Origin of the sequence: Methylomonas aurea, assembly GCF_024505045.1 — a bacterium.
GTDB lineage: Bacteria > Pseudomonadota > Gammaproteobacteria > Methylococcales > Methylomonadaceae > Methylomonas > Methylomonas aurea.
This window is the reverse complement of sequence record NZ_JANIBM010000002.1, coordinates 90,176-111,126: the sequence shown is the minus strand read 5'-3', so window position 1 is coordinate 111,126 and position 20,951 is coordinate 90,176. Positions and strand designations below refer to the sequence as shown.

9 protein-coding genes are annotated in these 20,951 nt (G+C 60.9%); 1 reads left to right on the top strand and 8 read right to left on the bottom strand.

Annotated features, from left to right (window positions below):
- Nucleotides 1-11: 11 nt before the first annotated feature.
- The 8 genes from NP603_RS02310 to NP603_RS02275 form a co-directional block, all read right to left on the bottom strand.
- Nucleotides 12-1,883, bottom strand: coding sequence for a putative porin (locus NP603_RS02310; RefSeq protein ID WP_256609312.1), 1,872 nt, complete (start codon nucleotides 1,881-1,883; stop codon nucleotides 12-14).
- Between the two features lie 25 nt (nucleotides 1,884-1,908).
- A complete protein-coding gene (locus tag NP603_RS02305) occupies nucleotides 1,909-2,106 on the bottom strand; it encodes a hypothetical protein (protein ID WP_256609310.1) in 198 nt (65 codons plus the stop codon).
- Between the two features lie 77 nt (nucleotides 2,107-2,183).
- On the bottom strand, nucleotides 2,184-2,858 hold the full coding sequence (locus NP603_RS02300; protein ID WP_256609309.1) for a TonB C-terminal domain-containing protein: 675 nt from the start codon (nucleotides 2,856-2,858) through the stop codon (nucleotides 2,184-2,186).
- Between the two features lie 495 nt (nucleotides 2,859-3,353).
- Nucleotides 3,354-3,758 (bottom strand): ExbD/TolR family protein, encoded by a 405-nt coding sequence (locus NP603_RS02295; RefSeq protein ID WP_064021505.1) that lies wholly within the window; start codon nucleotides 3,756-3,758, stop codon nucleotides 3,354-3,356.
- 3 nt (nucleotides 3,759-3,761) lie between these two features.
- Complete coding sequence (locus tag NP603_RS02290) at nucleotides 3,762-5,603, bottom strand: DUF2341 domain-containing protein (protein ID WP_256609308.1); 1,842 nt, start codon at nucleotides 5,601-5,603, stop codon at nucleotides 3,762-3,764.
- Nucleotides 5,604-5,947: 344 nt separating this feature from the next.
- Nucleotides 5,948-16,321 carry a filamentous hemagglutinin family protein gene (locus NP603_RS02285; RefSeq protein ID WP_256609307.1) on the bottom strand — a complete coding sequence of 3,458 codons (10,374 nt, stop codon included), beginning with the start codon at nucleotides 16,319-16,321 and terminating at the stop codon, nucleotides 5,948-5,950.
- A 397-nt stretch (nucleotides 16,322-16,718) separates the two neighbouring features.
- Entirely contained in the window at nucleotides 16,719-18,431 is a 1,713-nt protein-coding gene (locus tag NP603_RS02280) for a hypothetical protein (RefSeq protein WP_256609306.1), read from the bottom strand.
- 65 nt (nucleotides 18,432-18,496) lie between these two features.
- Nucleotides 18,497-19,432 carry a hypothetical protein gene (locus tag NP603_RS02275; RefSeq protein WP_256609305.1) on the bottom strand — a complete coding sequence of 312 codons (936 nt, stop codon included), beginning with the start codon at nucleotides 19,430-19,432 and terminating at the stop codon, nucleotides 18,497-18,499.
- 681 nt (nucleotides 19,433-20,113) lie between these two features.
- Here NP603_RS02275 and NP603_RS02270 point away from each other — a divergent pair.
- Nucleotides 20,114-20,923 (top strand): rhodanese-like domain-containing protein, encoded by an 810-nt coding sequence (locus NP603_RS02270; protein ID WP_256609304.1) that lies wholly within the window; start codon nucleotides 20,114-20,116, stop codon nucleotides 20,921-20,923.
- Nucleotides 20,924-20,951 lie beyond the last annotated feature (28 nt).

Here is a 20,951-nt window from a genome sequence, read left to right as displayed (position 1 = left end):
CGCCCGCCCTCCTAGAAGTGTGCGTTGAGATCGACGTTGACGGTGTCGATGCTGTAGCGGGGACCGTCGATGGCGTCGGTGCTGAACCAGCGCAGGTTGAGCCAAGTGCTCTTGGCCAGGCCGTATTGCACGCCCATCACCCAACCCTTGGCGTCGGTGCCGCCCTGGTGGAAGATCGAGTCGGTGAAGGCATCCAATACCGCATCGCGCTGCACGTAGCGGTAGGCCAGATTGACGTTCCAGTCCGCCCAGCGCCGCAATTCCGGCGCACCGACGTCGACCCGCACCTGGTAGGCCTTGGTGCGCGGCTGCAGGTCGGTACTGGCGAAGGCGGTGCCGAACTCGCTCAGGATTTTCTGCCGGTTGAAGCCCAGGTTCTGAGCATAATCGGCGGTGAACAGGACATGGGTATCGCCGAAGCCGGCATAGTCGAACATCGCCGTGGCGTTGAACACCTTGAACTCGGATGCCAGGCCGAACAAGCAGCCCACGGTGTCGGTGCAGTTCGGCAACAAGGTGTTGGCGTCGCTGATCGCCACCATCGAATTACCCTTTTGCACGAACTGCGGCGCGGTCCAGTCGTAGGCATGGCTGCCGACCGGATTGCGCCGGGCCTGGACATTCTGGAACTCGTAATACGACGCCGCCAGATTCAACCGCGAGTCATGCCAGACCAGCCAGTCGGCGCCGACCTGGCCGGCATAGAGCCATTTGTCGTTGACCGAGACGTCAATGTCCTGCAACGGGAACACGCCCAGCGTGACGAACAGACTGTCCGGCGTCTGCTGGCCCTGGTTCAAGCCGAAGCGGGCGGTGGGGTTCGGCGCCTTGTAGCCGGCCAGTTTGTTGCTGCCGCGGTTGAACGGCAGCCGGAAGCTGCCGGCCAGCCCTTCGAAACTGAGGTCGGGATCGAACACCACGTCGGTGGAGACGAAGGGATTAATGATACGGCCGGCATACAAGCTGAACCAGTTAGTCTTACGTTCGTCCAGAAAGTCGTACTGCAGGAAGGCGCGGTCGATCGCGAACTGGTAGGACTGCCCGGTGTTGCCCAGGGTCTGGTCGTTCGAGACCGGGTTGTTGATGTTGCTGGTGGCGAAGCGCACTCCGGCTTTCAGACCGTCGGCCAGATTGGCTTCGAAACCGAGGCGAAAGCGTTCCCGCAGCCGCAGCCGGTCTTTTTGATTGTTGAGAATGGCCTCGTTCGGATTCAACGAAACCTGGGTGGTCAAGCCGGCCTGATTGCCGGTGGCGGCGCGGTTGATCGCCAGCCAGTTGTACGGGCCGACGAAGTTACCGACGGGATCGAGGCCGACGTTCTCGACCCCGCCTACATTGTCCTTGCCGTAAAACTCGTCGGCGAAACGGATGCGCACATCGAAGCTGGGATGAATCGCCGCCACCCACTCCGGCAGCGCGCCGGGAATGCCCCAGCCTTCGTCCTTGGCATCGCGTTTCACGTCCTGCAACACCTCGGCCTTCAGCTCGGCACGCACCTGGTCGCGGATTTCTTTTTTGACGAACTCCGGCACGTAGCCGACGTGCTTGGTCTTGCCGGACTTACCCGGGACATTGGCCGGCTCGCCGGACCAGTCGGCAGCGGTCTGGGCGTCGCTTGATCCCGTCGCGGCAGTTGGCTTGGCATGGCCGGTTTCGGCCTGCGCCGCGGCGGCTTCCTGTTCGGCCGCCTGCACCAGGCCCTGGCCTTCGGCTTGATTGATCACGCCGCGCTGTACCAGCAGATCGACCAGGTTGACCAAAGTGGACTTCTTGACCGGAATCACGGCGTCGGCCGGGGCTGGGGTGGCGGCCTGCGCCAGACCGGTGCCGGCGGCCAGACTGCCGGTCAAAACAAGGGCCAGGGGTTTGCTTACGGTGTTCATAGGTTCTATTACAAGTTCTTCAAATTCAGGCCAAAGCCGCTAAATGATTTCGTTTCCAAGTTGCCGGCAGCACCATCCCCTTTGCCGCGCCGAGCACCGGTGGGGTGGCCTTTCTTTTGGTGACTTTTCTTTGGCCAAGCAAAGAAAAGTCACTCGGCTGTCGGGCCGACAAATCGGCAGGAGCGCCGATTTGCATGCGCAGCACCCACAGGGCGAAACACATGGGTGTGTTTCGTGAAACCGACATTAAAATCAGGCGTCGCGCCAGCAACACCACTCGAAGGACTGAAGCGATATCGCTTAAACCCTCGAATTCAACCGAATCCGAATCGGTTGCGGCATGCTTTCCGGCGGCGGCCGGCCGACGCTGGCGCGCAGTCGCGGCAGCGCGGTGCGCAGGGCCTGGTCGACTTCGACTTTACCGCTGCCGCTGGCCAGTTCGCCGCGGCTGATGCGGCCGTCCGGGCCGACCCAGATTTCCAGGATCACGCTGTAGCCGGCTTGCGCTGCCGGCGTGTCGGCCAGCAGATTTTGCAGGCCGGTCTCGACCTGGCGCTGGATCTGGCCGCCGTACCAGAGGATGGCGTTGCCGCCACCGCCGCCGAGGATCGAGCGGCCGCCCTTGCGGGCTTGCAAACCAAAGCCGTCGCTGCCGGCAGTACCGTCGGCATCCACCCCCAAATCCTCGGCCGGCGGCGCTTCGTCCGGCTCCGGCGCAGGTTCCGGCTCCGGTTCCGGCTCAGGTTCTTCGATCTTCTCTTCCTTGATCTCCTCCGGGGGAGGCGGCGGTTGCTCCGGCGGCGGGGGCGGCGGAGGCGGCGGCTGGATCACCGTGATCTGTTGCACCTGCTTTTTGGTCTGCGGCGGCTTCTCGAACTTATCCGCCAGCCACCACACGCCCAAACCGATCAACAGGCTCAACCCTATTCCCAACACCACCGGCAAGCGCCGGAGCCAGGCGTATTTGTTTGTCATCTCGCTTCAATCATTCGTTGTCACAGCACCCGAGGTTGCCTGCTCTCTATTCACCCTGGCCTAGGCAAGCCGCTGGGATTCCGCATCAGCACGCGGTGCCGGAAACATTGCACTTATTCCGGCCTACTACGCAGCTTGGTTCAGCTTTATGCCGCGTGGGCACAAAAACCGTGCCCACCCTACGCCTGCGGCCACGTTACGCCGGGTGACTTCAAACACCGGGGCGTCTCCTTCCCCCTTTGCCGCGCCGAGCACCGGCGGGTTTGAACGGATCAGCCCGTAGGGGCGATGCAGGGATGCATCGCGTTTTCCGCAGGGGCTGGGAAGCCCCTTCGGAAAACCCCGTTCAAACCCGACGGCGCGCAGGACTCAAGCGGCAGCGGGGTGGCCTTTTCTTTGGATACTTTCTTTTGGCCACGCAAAAGAAAGTATCGCGGCCGCCGGTCCGCGAACCGGCATTCAAACCCGCCGTCGCGCCAGCGACACCATCTCCCCTCACTTCACCAACTTCTGCGTCACCAACCCCAACTGACTAATCTGCAACCGGGTGACAATATCCAGTACCTCGATCACCTTCTGGTACTGCACGCTGGCATCGGCTTTGACCACCACCGGCAGGTCCGGCGTCGCCGCCTTGTACTGCGCCAGCCGGGTTTCCAGTTCCTGCAACGACACCGGGTAGGTGTCGAGATAAACGCTGCCGTCCGGGGTGATCGAAATCGCCTTGGTCTTGGGTTTGGACAGGCTCGGCGTGCTGCTGGCCTTGGGTAAATTGACGGTGATGCCCTGCACGGTGGCGGTGGTCATGATGATGAAAATCAGCAATAGCACGTAGGCCACGTCCAGCATCGGCGTGATGTTGATGTCGTCGTATACCTTGCCTTCTTCTTCGACTTTCATCGCTTAGTTCCCTGCCGCCTGGCGGGCGGCGCGCATGGATAAAATGGCCAGAAACTCATCGGCAAAAACCCGCATGCTGGCGGTAATGTCTTTGATCTGGGTCAACAGGTAGTTGTAGGCAAACAGCGCCGGGATCGCGACGGCCAGGCCGGCCACGGTCGCCAGCAAGGCGGCGGCGATACCGGGGGCGATGGAATTGATGTTGACGTCGCCCGAGGCGGCGATGGCGGCGAAGGTGATCATCACCCCGACCACGGTGCCCAGCAGGCCCAGGAACGGGCCGCCGGCGATGGCGATGGTCAGCAGCACCATATGCCGGTTCAGGCGTTGGCCTTCGTGGACGATCTGGCTGTCGAGCTTGACCCGCAGATAATCCCAAGCTTCGCGGGTCACCACCTGGTCGGCGTTGCCTTGCAGTTTGTTCAGTTCCTGGATCGCGGTGTGGTACAGGTGGTACAGCACCGAACTCTGGAAGTGGTCATGTTTGCCGACCAGAGCGGTCAGCAGATCCGACTCGCCCAATTCCTGTTCCTCGGCGGTTTCGTCCTGGTCGAGAGAGCCCAGACTGTTCGGATCCAGCCGGCGGTATTGGTCGAGAAAAGCGCGGTTGTCCTTGCCGATCCGGTTGATGACCAGGGTTTTGCTGACCATGACGATGACGGCGACAATCAGCATGATCAGGGTTAAACCGATCACGACCCAGCCGTCGACGGTAACGTTTTGGACGATGACCATGAAGTGGCCGCCGTCGCCGCTGCTGTTGGACTCGTCCTGGCCGTGGCTGAGCACGGCGAAATCCGGGCTTTGGCTGCGGTAGGCGAATTTGAGCCAGTCGGCGCTACGGGCGGTGGCGGCGATCTGCACTTCGTCCAGCCAGCCTTGATAGTTGTCACCGAGGCGAATCGCGGGTTGGCCGGCACTCAATTGGGTTTTGACCGTACCGACCGAAACGCCGTCGAGGTACAGTTCCAGGATTTGCGGCGGCGCGTAACTGGCGGGGTTTTGCGCGGCCTTGACACCGGTGTAGGCGGCCAGGTTTTCCGGGCGCAGCACCAGGGAGATGTGCTGCCACTTTCCTAAAGTCAGCGATGCCGCCGGGGTGCTGGCGTTACCGGCCACGGCAGTTAGCGTATTGCCTTGCAGGTTCAAGCGCAGATCGAAGCCGGGGGCTTGGGCACTGAGCAGGGTCGCGGCCGGGTTGGCCTGGTCGATCTTCAGCCAGGCGGAGAAAGTCCAGCCTTTGTCGGCGGCAAAAGCCAATTGCGGCAAGGGATTTACCGTAATCGGCCCGCTACCCGTGAATTGGGCGGCGGCGCCAATCCAGCCGGCGGCTTGAATGCTGGCTTTGGAATCGCTGGCATGGGAGGCGTAGGCGGTGGCATCCTGCGGCAGGGTATCGGCGGCGTTGAAGTGGTACACCAGGCCCTGGGCGAGATCGTACAAGCCCTTGCCGTCCGAACCGTCCGCGGCATTGGCGTTGCCGTAGTACAGCCAGAAGTCGTCGGTGGCGACGCCGCCGCGCACTTGCGGCAGCTTGACCCAGACCAGGCCGATTTCGCTCAAGGCGTCGACCTGCTCGACCTGGTAGGCCAACGGGTTTTGGTCGTCTTTCAATGCACGCAAGTCGCGGCCGTTCTCGGCCAGCTCGGCAAAGTAGCCGAAGTTGCCGGCGTGCAGCCGCACCAGCACCGGCACCTCGGCCAAGGTTTCCTGGATGTCGGCTCCGGTCGCCGATGCATCCACCGCTACTTGCCGGCGCGAGTTCCAGTCGTCGTTCCACCAGGCTTGGGCGAGCAATGGAAAACACAAAACGGCACAGCCGAACAGGTATGACTTTTTAAACATTGAATTCTGCAATCGAAATTATGGCTAGGCGAATCGCCGCTCGGTCGCAAGCTAATCGGATTTGCCTAAGCGGCTCATGAACGCTTGGTAACAGCGGCTTGCTTTAGATTTTGCAGTAAGCGTGCCAATCAGAATTTTCCAATAATCAATGACTTACCCTTAAGACTGCTTATGTCCTGCTGATTTAACAGCATTTGTTGCTGATCATGTGCTGATATTCCAACAGTCGCCGCAACATTGCTGGCCCGGCAACACGCTTTGCCTTCCACCCAACAGGCCGCCGTGTTCCGGCAAAAAAAATCCCGGCCTGAGCCGGGATTTGCCTTGGCGGGCGCTATGGCGGTTTAACCGCCGCAACCGGCCTTGCCGTCGCGGATATCGCCGACGCTGCACTGGCCGTAACCGACGATATCGGTACTCAGCACTGCGACCGGCGCTTTTTTGTCGCCGCCGCCGTTTTTGCCGTCGGCATCCTTGTTGCCGGCGGCCGGCGCTTCCCCGGCCGATCTGGCGGCACCGGCGGCGGCGCTATCGGCGCCGGTCGGCACGACCGGCGCAGCCACGGCAGTAGGTACGCCGGTCGAGGTACCGCTGGCCTGAATGTTGGAAGCGCCGATCACGGCGGTGGCGGCGATGGTGATGTCGCCGCCGCTGATGCCGGCCTCGCCGGCGTCGACCACGCCTTGCGGCGCCGCCAGCGTGACGTTGCCGCCGCCGATGGCCTGGATCCCGCTACCGGAAATGATCGGCGGAAATACCGTGACGATGTTGCCGTTGGCATCGACCGAGGTGATCGGCTTCGGCGCCGACAAGGCTGACTTGGCACCCTTGCCGGCGTCGATATCGCCTTTGGAAGACCAGGCCACGATGTTGCCGCCGCCCAGGGTAAACACCCGCGATTGGTTGACGTTGACGTTGTCGCGGGTAAAGATATTGAGATTGCCGGCCTGTTGCACGACGATACCCAATTCGTCGGCGGCTTTTTTCCCGGTCAGGCCGACGTCGAGCTTGCCGCCCGGCACCGCGATGTTGATGCTACCGCCGGCCAGCGTTTTCACGGCGCTGAACACCAGACTGACATCGCCGCTATATTCGGCATTCGGGAACAAGGCCTGAATCGCATCGAAACCGCGTTTATACTGCGCGGCCCGTTGGCCCTCCCCTGCCGCGGCGGCCGCTTTGGCCGATTGGTCGATTTCGGTGAACAGTACCGCCAGCACGTTACCGAGATAACGCTGACTTTCCGATGAGGTCAAGTTGTCCAGACCGTTTAACCATTCGGGATACAACGCACGGTATTTATCGGCGAATCCGGCCAGATCGATGCCGCCGGCGGTACCGGCCAGCAAATCGATGCTGGCGCCGATGTTGCCTAAGCCCGGATTCAATAAATTGCCGACAGTCTGAATCCCGCCGGAACTGCCCAACACCACGTCGCCGCCAGCTACCACCTGCAAATGGCCGGGTCCGCCCAGGCGGAAGAATTGCGGATTGTTGCGGGTGAACACCACGTTGCCGTTGCTGTCGGTGACGGTATCGAAATTGATGTTGCCGCCGGCCATAATCAACGTGGCATCGCTGCTCGATAAATTCTGGCCGTTGACCGACAGGTTGTTGATGTCGCGGCCGGCGATGAAACTGGCCGCCTGCGGCATATGGAAAGTCGCCTCCAGACCGGCGGCAAAGCCGATGCTGCCGGTTTTCGCCACGATCAGCGGCCGAGTCTGGTCGTGCAGATGCACCGGCACCGCCGCATGTATCGTCGCCGGCTTCGGCGAATTGGCATCCAGCAACTGTTGCGCCTGAATGTTGCCGGACACGTAATCGCCGTCCAAATTCCGCGCCGGATTGGCAATGCCGGGCAATAAAGCCGGATCGGTATCGGACATGTTGACGCTGATCTTTTTCGCCAATGCCAGCGGCGTATCCGAGCCGATGTTACCGTTGGCCAGCAATTCCAGATCGCCGGCCGCATCGGGAAACAGGGTCATGGAACCGTTGATGCGGACATCGCCGCTCAGCGCCGCTGCCCTTAGCGTCGCCGGGTATACGAAATACTCGAATCCGCTGCCATCGTTAGACGACAATTTCTTTACAGCTTTGATCGCGTCGTAGTCGTTTTGGAAAAACAGATTGCCGGCGATTGAGGTCAGGTTTACGGCGCTGTGCGCGGTATAGCTGAAGAACCGGCTATCGACGCCGTCGCCGGGAAAACTCGGAATCTTCTGTTTCAGCGCGGTCGGACTCAACGCGGCGGCCAATTCGATATCGCGGCGAGCCCTGACCTGGAACTCGGCGTCGCCGACATCCAGCATGACGCCGACGGTTTGCGCCGACCCCGGCACGGCGCCTTTGGCAATGCTGCCGCCGGCGATCAGCTCGGCGCGGCCGCGGCCGGCGTAAAACTCGCCGGCGACGATATCGTTACCGGCAACCACGCTGAGGTCGCCGCCGCCGTTGATAAAGGTGCCGGTCTGCAACCAGCGGCCGTTTGCGTCTATCGTGCCGAGCGGTTTGCCGGTGGTGGGAATCATCACCGACAGATTATTGATATTGCCGCCGGCAACGACATTGACGTTACCGCCGGCCAAGGCGCCAACGTTCTGATTGAAGTAGCGGTTGGCGCCGGCAAACAGCATATTGCCGTCGGCATCGGGTTCCAGTTGCTCGAAATCGCGGTTGCCGCTGATATTGATGCCCCAGGCCGTGGCTTGGTTGGTATCGCTGCCGGCCTGCCATTGGCCGTCGCGCACCAGCCAATCGCCGATGCTCTGGCCGGTTTGGATGCCGCTGATATCGCCGCCGGCGCGCAAACCGATGTTGCCGCCTTGAGTCGGAAACTCGGCATACAAGGCAATGCCCTGCACGATGCTGTCCTGATCCAGCAAACCGTAACGCAATACCCGGTTCAATTGCTCCGGGCTGAGGCGGGCCAAATAATTTTGCACGCTCTCGCCGGCATTTTGCGCCGGGATGCCCGGAATCTCGCCTTTCAACAACTGGTTGCGACTGTAGAGCGCGGCGGTACCCATCGTGTAAACCGCCGCCGCGGCCTGGCTATCGCCGGTTTTCGGCAGGAAACGGATACTGCCGCCGGCGTCGATGTCGATCGATCCGGTCCCGGTTCTGACTTTGACCTGCTCAGCGCCGCGAGCGGCCGCCAGATTCACGTCCTGCCCGGCAATCAGCTTGTAACTCCAGGACAGGCCGGGTTGCAGCAAGTCTTTGCTCAGCAGTTTACTGCCCAACGCCGCTTCCAGATCCTGTTGTTCCTGGCCCGGCAACGACGTATTGGCAAAGGCGTCGCTCAGCGAAGCGTTGACGTTCAATTGTCCGGCGGCGCGCAAAGTCAGGAAACCGGGCAATTGCCGGTCGCCGTAGCGCCAGTCCGAATGCCAGTCGATGGCATTATCGGCCCACTGGCCGGCCATGAAATCCCAATTGTCAGCCAGCGCCAGATTTCCGCTGCTACGCACCTCAATACCGGGCAGCAGCTCCAAATTGGCGGCCGACAGACCGCTCAATACCGGCCGGTTTTGCATGAACTCGGCGGTTTGGTCGCGCCAGGTAGCGATAAGGTCGCTGGTAATCGTCGATACGCCGGCATAAACCCGCACGGCTTCGACTGCGCTGCGCAGCGGATCGGCACCGGTAATCGTCGCATCGATAGCCGAAATGTTGACTTGGTTGCCGTTGCGTCCGCTACGCAAATGCAGCGCACCGCCGCTAGCGCCGGCAGCGCCCGATAGGTCTATCAAACCGCCCGCCGCCGACAAGTCCAGCAAACCGCTGCCGGCATCGTCGCGGTGCAGCGTATCCAGCGCGACTTGGCCGCCGCTTTCGCCGCTGGCCGTGGCCTGGGCCAGGATGCGGCCGGTCGCGGCCAGGTTGATGCCATTGCGGCCATAAACGTCGATGCTGCCGGCCTTGGCGGCGGAAGCGTTCAAAGTACCCGCAATCGTTACGGCGCCCTGATCGGCCTCTAAAACCAATTGGCGAGCGCTCAAGGTATTGCCGTCATTCAGCAAGATATCGCCGCTGCTTTGTTTCAAAGCCACTTGTTCGGCAAAGCCAGCCTGAGCCAGTTTTGCGCTCAACGTGGAAATATCGCCCAGATCTTTAACGTCCAGCGCCAGGCTGGCCTGCTTGAAATTAGCATCGGTATGCAGCGTGGCTTTGCCGTCGATAGTGCCTTGCCAATCGAATTTGCCTTGAACCGCGCTGACGAGCATTCGGCCGGCGTCGGCGGCCTGGTAGGTTGCACCGTTCACGCTGCGTTGGCCGCCGCCGAGATTGATTTGGGTGCCGGATTTCAGCGCCACGTCGCCGTTGCTGGCCTGCAGGGCCAAATTGCCGCCGGCGGAGTATTTGACCGCGTCGGCGAAGGCCAGAGCCCGGCCGGACAAATCGACCACGCTGCCGCTTTCGAGAGCGACCGATCCGTTCAGCGCTTGCAGGCTCAAGCTACCGGACGGCAGCAAAAACCGGCCGCTGCCTTGGATACTGTCGCCGGTGATGGACCATTGCCCACCCAAACCCGGAGTCAACTGGGCAGGCAACGCACTGCCGGCCAGCAAATCGACCCGGTAACCGCCGGCATCGATACTGGTCGTCGCGCCGTTACCGCCGCCGATGTAGGCCGCGTCCAGCGTCAGATTGCCGGCCACCTTTAATTTGCCGGGATCGGCGAACCGGCTGTTACCCGTTGCCGGATCGACGATCTGGCCGATGCCGCCGATACCGGCGTTGGCTTTGAAATTGACATTATCGAAGCCGCTGATGCGGTAACTGCCGGCGCCCAAACGAATGTCGTCCGCATTCAAATTCAAGGTGCCGTTACCGCTGCCGCTGCGGTTGCTGCTGGCGCCCAGGTTGGTCAGCACGATCGAATCAGCGTTGATATTCGCTGCGGCGCCCTGATTGGCAAAGCCGTTGATCGCTGCGGCCGAGATCAGCAAGTTGTCGACGTCCAGATCGACGCCGCCGTAAATATCGAAATCGCCGCGGCTGTTCAGGCGCAACTCTTTCAGATCGAATGCGGTGTTGGCCAACACCAGGCCGGGCGTGTTGGCCGGTGCGGCACCGATGCTGATGCGGCCGGCGTTCAGGGCCAACGCAGCGCCCGCCATATCGATGCTACCGTCGAATACGGTGTTTTTGGTCGCATCCAGCAGCGCCGAACCGGAGGTCTTGATCAACGCACCGGCATCCACGACCAATTCGCCGCGGTTGCCGCTGACGGTTTGATCGCGGCTGACTTCGGCCTGGCCGCCGGCAGCGACCCGCAACAACGCGCCGTCGCTGCCGCCTGCCGCATTCGAAACCAGCAATTGGCCGCCGCCCTGGCCGTCCGAGCCTATGCCGAGCAATTGAGCGCCGGCGGCGACCTGGACCAAATCGGTGGCGGCCAGCAGGATTTCCTGGCCCTGCAATACGGCATTGCCGGCCACCGTCAGTTTATTGGTGGAGACGGTCAGGCGTTGGCCTTTGGCCTCCTTGCTGCGCTGGCCGCCCAACAACAGGCTGGGCGCATTGAATTTATTCAAGTCCGAAGCCAGCAGGCCCACCGTGCCGCTGTCCAGACCGGCCAGATCGGCGCTGTTACCGACCACGGCCAAACGGTTGCCGGTAATATCGACTTGGCCGCCGGCGCCGCGCAGGGCCGGTTGCGCCGCCAAATCCGCCGCCAGTTTCAAGCTGCGTTGCGCGGAAAGCACCAGGCTGCCGGCGTCGCCCGGCAATTGCGGCGCCGCTTGGCCGGCGGCTGCGGCTTTGTCGGAAAAGAATTTGCCGGCGTAATAGTCGATGTATTGCGAGCGGGTGCGGGCAATGGCGCCGGGTTCGACGAGAAAGCTGCTGCTGCGGTTGTCGGCAATCGCCGTACCGGCCACGCCGTAGCGGCCGACCACGACCGGACTGCCGGCGTTATTGGTGGTATTGACCACCGCATCCTGGCTGCCGGCCACCGGCGTTACCAGATAAGCGCCGGGCAACAAGGCATAACGCGCCGGCAACAAGGTATACCAACCCTCGGCCAGACCGCTGCCGGCCGCCAGATACACACTATCGCCGTTGTGCAGGCCGGAACCCGCCGATTCCAGCGGATCGTACGGCGTCAGGCTGGAATTGAAACCGGGCAGTACTGCAAAGCTGCCGTTGCCGGCCGCCAGTGCGTCTTTGCTGCCGCCCGGACCGGGGATGAATTCGTAGGCATAGAGATCGCCGCCGCCGGACAGGTCGATCAGCGCGCCCTGTTGCAGGTCGACATCCGTGCCGGTCAAATGCAGGCTTTTCTCCGGCGGCGCATTGACCACGATATTGGCGGTTTGGCCGGAATCCAGCGGATACAGCCAGTCGGTACCGCCGGAACCGCGGCCGAACGGCACCAGCAAGCCGTCCGCGGATACCGAAGTCACGCTGCCGACTGCCAACTGCAGGGTATTGGCCGCGTTTAAAGTCAAACTGCCGAACGGCGCTTTCAGCGTGCCGCGCTGGTAAATGTTGGCGGCATTGACGGTCAGGCTGCCACCGGCCGAATACACCGGCGTTTGGCTAGCTACACTGTTCAGAAAGGTAACGGAACGGCTGCCGGCGTCGATCAGGTATGCGGTCAGCGTGCCCGGATAGAGTTGGTTGGCCTGTAAGGTCAAATCGCCGGCCACGTTCAAACGGCCGATGTAGTCTTTTTGGGTAGAGCCGAGCAGGCCGCGCAGGCGCATATCGCCGCTGCTATTGATCCGTATCGCATCGAAACCGTTGAAGGCCAGGCCGCCGACCAGATCGACGGCTTTGGCGTTAGCGGTAAATCGGCCGCTACCGGCGCTGGCCGCAGGCGCGGTGTTGGCGCCCACCCGGCTCTGCGACGAACCCAGCGCCAGATAGACGCTATTGAGTTGCACCGTACCGCCGTCGCTTTGCAGGCTGGGCGTATCCAATACGATTTGGCGGCCGCTGCGCAATTCGACATTGCCTTTGAACAGGATGCCGCTATTCAATTGGCCGCCGACTCGCGTGCTGTCGGCTTCGAACGCCAACGAATCGAAGCCGGCGGCATTGATCAGCCGGCTGTTGAATAAGGCCCGGCCGCCGAATAGCGCCGGGTCGATAGCGGCTCCGGTCGCCAAACCGTCCGGAACGCTGTTGGCGTCCGCCGCTGAGATTTCGATCCGGTACGGCTGATTCGGTTTTCTGTCGTCCGGAAATAAGCTGCCGTTGATCGGAAGCTCCGGTTTGCCGCGCAAACCGCGATCCAGCGCCACCGTCAGGCTGCCGCCGGCCGCACCCGCGCCGCCACTGGCGGCATGCAGCGCCGTGTCGGCCAGCATGCCTTCGCCGGCGGTCAGATCGATGCTGCCGCCGGCCGAGGCGATAGTCTGTCTGACGTAAGTCTGGCGGCCGTTGCGCAGTTGCGGAATATCCAGCTCCGCCGCGCTACCGGAGACATCGATCTGCGAACCGGCTCTGCCGACGATATAGCCGCGGTTGGCGGCCAACGTCACGCTGCCGCCGGCCAGCACCTGGCCGGCCAACAGTCCGGCGGCGCTGGGTTGGCGTAGCAACGCGCCTCTGGCGCTCAAGCGGCTTTCGCTACCCAACCAGATGCCCTGGGCGTCGTCGAAGCCGATGACCAACGGCGGATTGACGATGTTCAACGCAATATCCCCGGCCGGCGTATCGATCACACCGTTCAGGAAAATCGAAGTCGAAGAATTCAGCGTCACCGAGCCGCCGATGCCGGTACGAATCGAGGCGCCGTTACCGATGCTGAGATGTTCGCCGGGGCTGTGCTGGGCGATTTCGGCGTAGGACAAGTTGAGACTGACCGGTTTGCGCAAATGTTCGGGCAGACTGATCTCCCGGCTGACATCCACCAACTTGCTGCCCGACGCCGCGGCCCCGGACGAGGCCAGCAATTGCCGGTTGCGCGGCTGCAATTCGATCCGGACGTTATCGGCGACTTTCAGCCCATAGCGGTTGGCCACGATATCGAAATCGGCGAAACCGCCCTGCTGAAAAAAGCCCGGCGCCAGCAGCAGAGGTTTTGCCGTGCCGGCGCGTGGCGGCGCATCGCCGGCGGAACCGATCACGACTTCGTTGCTTTCCAGATGCAGTTTGCCGCCCTGGGCCAAACCCCAGGCTTGCAGGTTACCGTTCAAAATCAGGCTGGCCGGTGTCACGCCGGCCAAATGGGTTTGCGCGCGCAAGACTATGCTGCCGGCCTGGCCGGCTTCCACGTGGCTATTGGCCTTGCGCCAGGCGCCGCCGTCGGCAACGATGCGGCTGCCGGTTTCCAAGATCAGATCGCGCTGTTCGCTGCGCAAATTGACGCTGCCGGCATCGATCGCAATCGGGCTTAAGCCCCGCCCCTGTTGCATGTCCAAACCATCGTTGATCCACAAACCGCTGACATCGATCGAGGCGCCGGCGGCCAATCTGATCGCGGCCGGCTGGATGACCTGGCCCATCACCACCGGTTGCAAATTGACGCTGCCGGACGGCGCGACGATACTGCCGCGCAGCTCGAAATTGCGCGCAGTCAGATCCAGGCTGGCGCCGGCCGGCAGATCGATGCGGTTGCCGTCGGCCAGCAACAGATCGCCGTTGGCGCGCACGGTCAGATTGCGAAAGCCGGCGTTGCGCAAGGTATCGGAATTGATATTCAATGCCACCGGCGCCGGATTACCGCTGTTGCGGCGCGGGATCGGATCGGTCGGTCCCAGCGACTGCACCACGGCCCGGCTGTCGAAGGTCACATTCTGTTTGCTGAAATCGTTGCCGTTGATCAAATCGATCAGCAAACTGCTACCGGCCGCCCATTGTTCGGGATGGCGCTGCAGGGCGCCGGTGACGGTGCGGCCTTGCAGTGTACCTTCCAGCAAGGCTTCGTAGGCGTTGATCTGCAGTTGGCCGCCGGCCTTGCCTTCGACGTAGCCCGGACTGTAGTGCTGGTAATTGAACAGACTGTCGTAGGCCAAGTCCGGATCGGCATCGGCGATATTGAATATCCGGTTGCCCGCCGCCAGGTTACTGGTGACGATATTGCCGCCCTGGTAGGCCACCGAGCCGCCGGACACGTCCAGCGTGCTGCCGGCCTTGGCGACAACGTCGCCGCTGGAGAGCAGGCTAATGCTGCCGCCCGAGGTGCTGCGCTGGTCGATGTTTTTCGCGACCCGATCGACCGCGCCTTTGATATCGGCCACCGGAATTGCGGCGCTGACCAATTTGCCGTCCGCGTCGTAGACCAGATGCGCGTCGCGGATGTCGACTTTGACTTTTTTACCGTACAACACGCCGTCGCGTTGCAGCGGCGCATCGCGCAATTCGTTCTTGCGCAATTCGACTTCGACCACGTTGCTGTCGGCCGACTGCGCGACGTTTTTGACGCCGGAGACATCGATCTTGGCGCCGCTATCGAGGAAAATTCTGGCGCTGCCTTTTTCGGCCGGATTCGACAGGTTATCCAACGCCTGTAACTCGACATCGCCGGATTTGGCTTCGATCAGCGAACCGTTGCGCATGTAGACTTTGTGGGCGCTGACCTGGATGTACGACGGCGTCTGTTCCTGAGCGTCGATCGCGGTCAGGGTTTTGTCGGTATCGAGATCGACGCTGGTGCGGCTGTTTTCCGCCAGATCGACGGTAGCGCTGGTGCCCAACTGTTCCTGGCCGGGCAATACGCTGTTGCGCTTGGTCGACTTGCCGAGCAATTTGCCGCCGACCGAACTTGGGGTTTGGATACCTTCCCGCGCCAACAAGCGTACCGAGCCGTTCAATTGCACCGAGGTCGTCGCCGAGGCAATCCCTTTCTGGTTGACCGCAAAACCGATCAGGCTGGCATTGCCGCGTTGGGCGATGATTTTGCCGACGTTGTTGACGTCGCCGCCGGTGCCGACTTCGACCAACAGGCCGCGCACATTCGGATCGTCGCTGGCTTCCTGCAGGTACACCTTATCGGTCGCGGCGGCGAGGATGGTCTGGCCGTCCGGGGTTTCGATGGTGCCGGCGTTGGTGATGCTGGGCGCAGCCAGTATCACCCGGCCGCCTTCGCCACGGGTTTTGATGCTGGCACCCTGTTGCACGAAAATCTCGATTTTGACCTTGTTGCCGGCCGCGTCTTTGACGTATTCGCCGTTGGCGTTCTTCAAAAACAATTCGCCGTTGCCCTTCAACGCCGCGGCACTGTTGGCAAAGTTATTGGTGTTCTTGTTTAAATCGAATACCTTGGTGATGCCGGCTTCGAAATCGGCCTGGCTGATCTTCAAGGTACTGGCCACCAACGCATTGACGTTGACTTGGGAATCCTTGCCGAACAAAAAGCCGTTTTGGTTGATCAGGTAGACCTGGCCGTTCGCGGTCAACGAGCCGAAGATTTTGCTGGCGTCCTGCTGGTGGATGTTGTTCAGCGCAATCGAGGTGGAACTGGGTTGTTTGAATTCGACGCTGTAGCCTTTATCGATGTTGAACGATTTCCAATCCAGCACGGCCTTGTTGGTGGCCTGGTTGATCGTCATCGCGGTGCCGGTCACCGAGGCGCTGGCCTGGCCGCTGCTGGCCAAAGCCGCCGGATTTAACGCTTCCGGCAGCGGCGAGTCCGCCGCGGCCGGCGCCGCACCGGCGCCGAACACCAAACCGCCGGCGATCAGACTGCGTATCGCCACGGCCAAGGGTTTGGGCTGACTGAGGGGAAGGTCGGAACTCAACAAGGGCTGATGTCTCATAACAAATCGGATTCTGAAATGGCTGGCGGCCCGCTAAATCCGGACCGCATTCGAACTCGGGAAACCACAAAAATCGTTTATCCGGCAGCGGAACAATGGGCTCCGGCGAATAAGCGATGTGTGCGGACTCCATGGCCTTACGCCGTCCGTCTGGCCGAACCGATACCGGTGGCGGAACAATCGGCGGTAGCCGGCAAAAATTAAGCCGCGCCGCCCGCAACTTGTAAAAGCCAAAGCCGACGCAGCCCAATACGCTATCCCTATCCTGTCGGCCCTCCCGGTTTCCTTGTGGCCGTTCCTGAAAAAATCCGTTTCGGGCGGCTCCTTATCGCCCACATCGTCCCTGGCTGGTTGGCCTTCCCTGGCCGTTCTTACTCCATATGGTTAAAGTTGCTGCTTACTTCAGCTCGATGACGCTATTGGTGGTGCCGGCGAAATCCGGGTTGGCAACGCCGTTGTTGAACGCCACCGGCGCCACGCCCAGGCTGGTGAAGCCATTAGGTGTCACGTGAGATAACGGTACGACCGGGTTTTCCGCATCGAACGGCACCGATATCGCAGCGGTGCTGTCGGTTTTGGTGGTGGCAAACACGCCGGATTGGCCGAACGGCAACACCGCATTGGTATTGACGGTTTTCAGTACCGAGACGTTGGCCAGGGCGCTGGCGAAGGCTTCCAGCGCGGCAACTTTATCGGCGCCGATCGCACTGGCCGGCCGAATCAGGACTTCGCCTTCCGCCCACAATGGGTAACTGCCGTTAGCCACGTTGGCGATGGTTGGCGCCGCGCCGTCGACACGGACGTAACGCCAAGGCTGGCTGACGTTGGCGTTGCGATCGCCGCCGTGAACGGCAAAACCCCAGAATTTCTTCAAAGCCGGATTGAAACCGCTGGTGTTGGTACCGTTTTGCCAATCGACCAGCAAGGCGTCGGTAGCGTTGGCGCCACCCGGATTTTTTGCGATCGGCGCGGTCGCACCGTTATCGATTGCCGCGGTATTCAAAGTCGCTGCCTTGGGTGCCGTAGCGCCCTGCACATAGGGATAACCCAGGATTTTGGCATAAGGCACCGCACTGATTGCCGCTCCCTTGTTACGCCGGCCGATCGCGACCTTAGTCGAAGGCGGCAACGCAACGCCAGCCGCACCAACGATAGTAGCGTCGGTCAAAGCCAATACCGGTTGGCCGGCCACGCTACGGTCGACGATTTTGACGTCGCTCCAATTTTTGATACTGCCGGCCAACAGGCTAGCCAGAAAATCCCGGCTCAAAGACGGGATGTAACTCTCGTCGTCGTATTTGCCGATATTGGCCAGGGTATCGGCCGGCAATTGGCCGCTTTTGTATTGCGCGACTTGCAACACCTTATAAAAATCCAACGGGACGCCGATGCCGTAGACCAGACCGCCGGTCGGTATCCGGGCGATATTGTTGGCGGTTAACGCCGCCGGCGTCAGGCTGGTGTTCCAGCCGGCGGCATTGGCGTTGGTGCTGGGCTCCTTGACCACTTCCGGATAATTGTCGGTACCGGGCGCCAACAAGGCCGGCGCGTCGACGCCGGTAAAACCGCCGTCGGACAATTGGTTTTGCACCAGATAGTTGTTCCAGGCCGATTGGCCGGAGGTACCGCCGGTATTGGTGATCTCGGCTTTCCAGAATTTGGCGCCGTCGGCCTGCCATGCGCCCGACTGACTGGAACCGAAGGTACCGTCGCCTTTGTTGGGCAGGAAAATATCCAGATGGTCCAGACCGATGTTACCGGCCAGTGGCACGACGCCGTAACCGGCCGCGCCCAAGGAGCGTTTTTCGACGTAAATCCGTTTACCGGCCAATCCGGCCGGCAAACTGGCGGCGCCGGTAAAGTAAAAGCCCTGGAAGCGGCGACCTTTGTTGGTGCCTTGCAGATCCTGGAACACGTCCAAGGTGCCCGGCGCCGCCAAACCGAATTTGATGGCTTCTTCGATGGCGCGGTCCTGCGCGGCGCCGCCGGAAGTAAAGATTTTGACTTCGGCCGGGCCGTTATCCCAAGGCGTCAGCGCGTTTGCGCTTTGCGCTACCGCCAACAACGAGACGGCCGCGGCCAGCGTTTTTATGGTGTGTGCTTGTGTCATTACATGAATCCTCAAAAAATTGATTTCCTTGTGAGGCGGCAAGGCCAGGCTTGCCGCCCAAACGCTTAAACCGCTAGCGCGCCGGTTTTACGGCGAGTTACCCCCAATAGGCCGGCCAGCGCCGAACCGAACAGCCAGACCGCACCCGGCACCGGCACCGCGGCGACAGGAGAACTAAAGGTCAGCGTGTTGTCGGTGCCCAAGATGAATTTACCCAGCGAGGTGAACTGGTTTTTACCGTCGGCGAACGGATTGGTCGCCCAGATGAAGTCGTACTCGCCGGCGCCATTTTTGGTCGGCACGCCGGACAACAATGCGCCTTGCCACCCATCTACTTTTGTATCGTAAAAGGCGACGCCGTTAACCGGGTCGAGAGAGGCCACGTCAGCGTCTTCGCCTTCCGCGGCAATCTTGGCATTTACCGCCGCCAGATAAGCTCCGGTGGTACCGGTTTCACTGGGATTCAGCTCAAGTGCGGCAGTCCCAGACGGATTCAGTGAACCAACACCCGGCGCGGTAACTAATGCCCCCCATTGCGTGCTATAGGCATCTGCATACAAGCCTTCGAAGCCTGGCTCGACTCCCAACTTGTCGTAGTTGGAACCGGCAACGTTGTCCTTCTCGTAACCGGCCAATACCGACCAGCGCAAATTGGCCACGTTGCTGATGAAGCTGCCGAATTGGCTGTAGCTGCTCAGATTCCAAACCAGCTTGCCGCCGTTAGCCGCCAACGCATCGCTCAGTAGCGTCGAAAATCCTGCCGCACCAGGCTTGTTGCCGGCAAAATCGGCGTAATTCAAGCCGCTGACGCCGGTCGTGGTCGCCAAGCCCAGGTTCAGGATAAACGTTTGTTTGGTGGCATCGTCCACCGCGCTGAACACCAAGGAACCTGGTTTGGCGTCGCCGGTTGCAAAACCGAAGCCGGTGTCGATCGCTGCCGCCGCGTTACCGGCAAACAGCGCGAACGATATCGCCGCCGCAAGTTTGTACGTTGTCTTCATGTGATTACCTCAAGTCAGATTAGAAACAGGCCCGCCAGTCATTGGCAAAAACCGTAAAGCTGAAGATTTAGAAAGCGCGATTTCTCGCCAACCTGAACCAGCAGCAACCGTGCCAACACGATAAATGCGTGATACTTAACAGTTTTCGGCAAAAGCGAAGACGGGATTCTGCTGATATTTCAGCAACCACTGCTGATCGGCTGTTGCTATACAAGCAGCTCAGCAATAGAAATTACGCGGGATTGATGGGGGATTTTGCCGGCAATCCGGAAATTGGCGGCCAACGTGCTGGAAACATTTTCGTAACAAAACCAAGCACCTGTACCTAAGTACAATGGCTTTATGCATACTTATTCCCTCTGTTTTTTTAGGCGTGACCGAAAAAAACCGGCGTGCGCCGGAAAATCGGTTCTGCCCTGTCCCTGCTGAGCTTTCAACAACAGCTGTTGCCGGTGTGCTGAAAATCCACCAGAGCGAACCACCTCGCTCCGATTGACAAAGCGAATTTTTCCCGCTCCGACTCGGCCCGGACTCCGCAGCGATAGCCGCTCTACCTTATATGCCAAGCAATTTTTCTGCCGATCCGCAACCGGGCTCAGCGCTTGGCACCGGTATTGCAAATGCACTGGTGGGAGTAAACGACACCCAACGCTAAAATTTCAACGAAAAGGAAGATCCATCATGAAACAGAGCTTAACCATCGCCATCCTGTCGGTACTGGGTACCGGCTACGCAGCTACAGCAACTGCGGAAACCACCGGCAACCGTTACGGCTATCCGGTGCTATACCATTCCGAGATCAGTTCGGCCCGCGCCTGGCTGGACGTCAGCCAGAACCGCTGGAACGAAGAAGCGAAACAACATGACGACGATATAGGCGACAGCGAGCACAGCCGGAAAAAACCGGTCATTCTGGACGTGCGCCGGATCGAAGAATATGTAGCGGGCCACCCGGTGGGCGCTTACAGCATTCCGTTTCCGCATGTGACCGGCAGCCCGAGCCAGGCTAACGATCAAACCGACTACATCGGCTACGATATTTCGGTCGATCCGGAAGTGGGCTTCCTGCTCGACCAGTCCGCCAAGGACGGCACCTTGCCGATTCAAAACTTCGTCGACTATGTCGAATCGCTGTTCCCGGACAAGGACCAGCCGCTTTACATCCTATGCGCGACCGGCCACCGCAGCGTGCAGGCGGCGAACGCATTGGCCAAATACGGCAACTACACCAATGTCAGAAACATCTGGGAAGGTTATAACGGCCAGCCCAAATACGCTTATACCGGTGCCACACCGACCCAACCGTTGGTTGCGCTGGATTTGAACAACGACGGCGTGGTCAACGGCGACGACCGCGACGGCTGGGCGTTCTATCAGGGCCTGCCTACCGAAACCAAGCTGCAAAAAAACAAGCTGTACCGGCCCTTGTTGTCGCTATACCCGGTCAAGGCCAAACCGGGCCACAAATCCAAACGCGACGCCGACGACTAAACCAAACCGACCGGGCGCTTTTTCGATA

Coding starts and splice junctions, on each gene's coding strand:
- NP603_RS02270 (WP_256609304.1), top strand. CDS start 20,114: ATGAAACAGAGCTTAACCATCGCCATCCTGTCGGTACTGGGTACCGGC.
- NP603_RS02305 (WP_256609310.1), bottom strand. CDS start 2,106: ATGTGTTTCGCCCTGTGGGTGCTGCGCATGCAAATCGGCGCTCCTGCC.
- NP603_RS02285 (WP_256609307.1), bottom strand. CDS start 16,321: ATGAGACATCAGCCCTTGTTGAGTTCCGACCTTCCCCTCAGTCAGCCC.
- NP603_RS02300 (WP_256609309.1), bottom strand. CDS start 2,858: ATGACAAACAAATACGCCTGGCTCCGGCGCTTGCCGGTGGTGTTGGGA.
- NP603_RS02310 (WP_256609312.1), bottom strand. CDS start 1,883: ATGAACACCGTAAGCAAACCCCTGGCCCTTGTTTTGACCGGCAGTCTG.
- NP603_RS02275 (WP_256609305.1), bottom strand. CDS start 19,432: ATGAAGACAACGTACAAACTTGCGGCGGCGATATCGTTCGCGCTGTTT.
- NP603_RS02290 (WP_256609308.1), bottom strand. CDS start 5,603: ATGTTTAAAAAGTCATACCTGTTCGGCTGTGCCGTTTTGTGTTTTCCA.
- NP603_RS02280 (WP_256609306.1), bottom strand. CDS start 18,431: ATGACACAAGCACACACCATAAAAACGCTGGCCGCGGCCGTCTCGTTG.
- NP603_RS02295 (WP_064021505.1), bottom strand. CDS start 3,758: ATGAAAGTCGAAGAAGAAGGCAAGGTATACGACGACATCAACATCACG.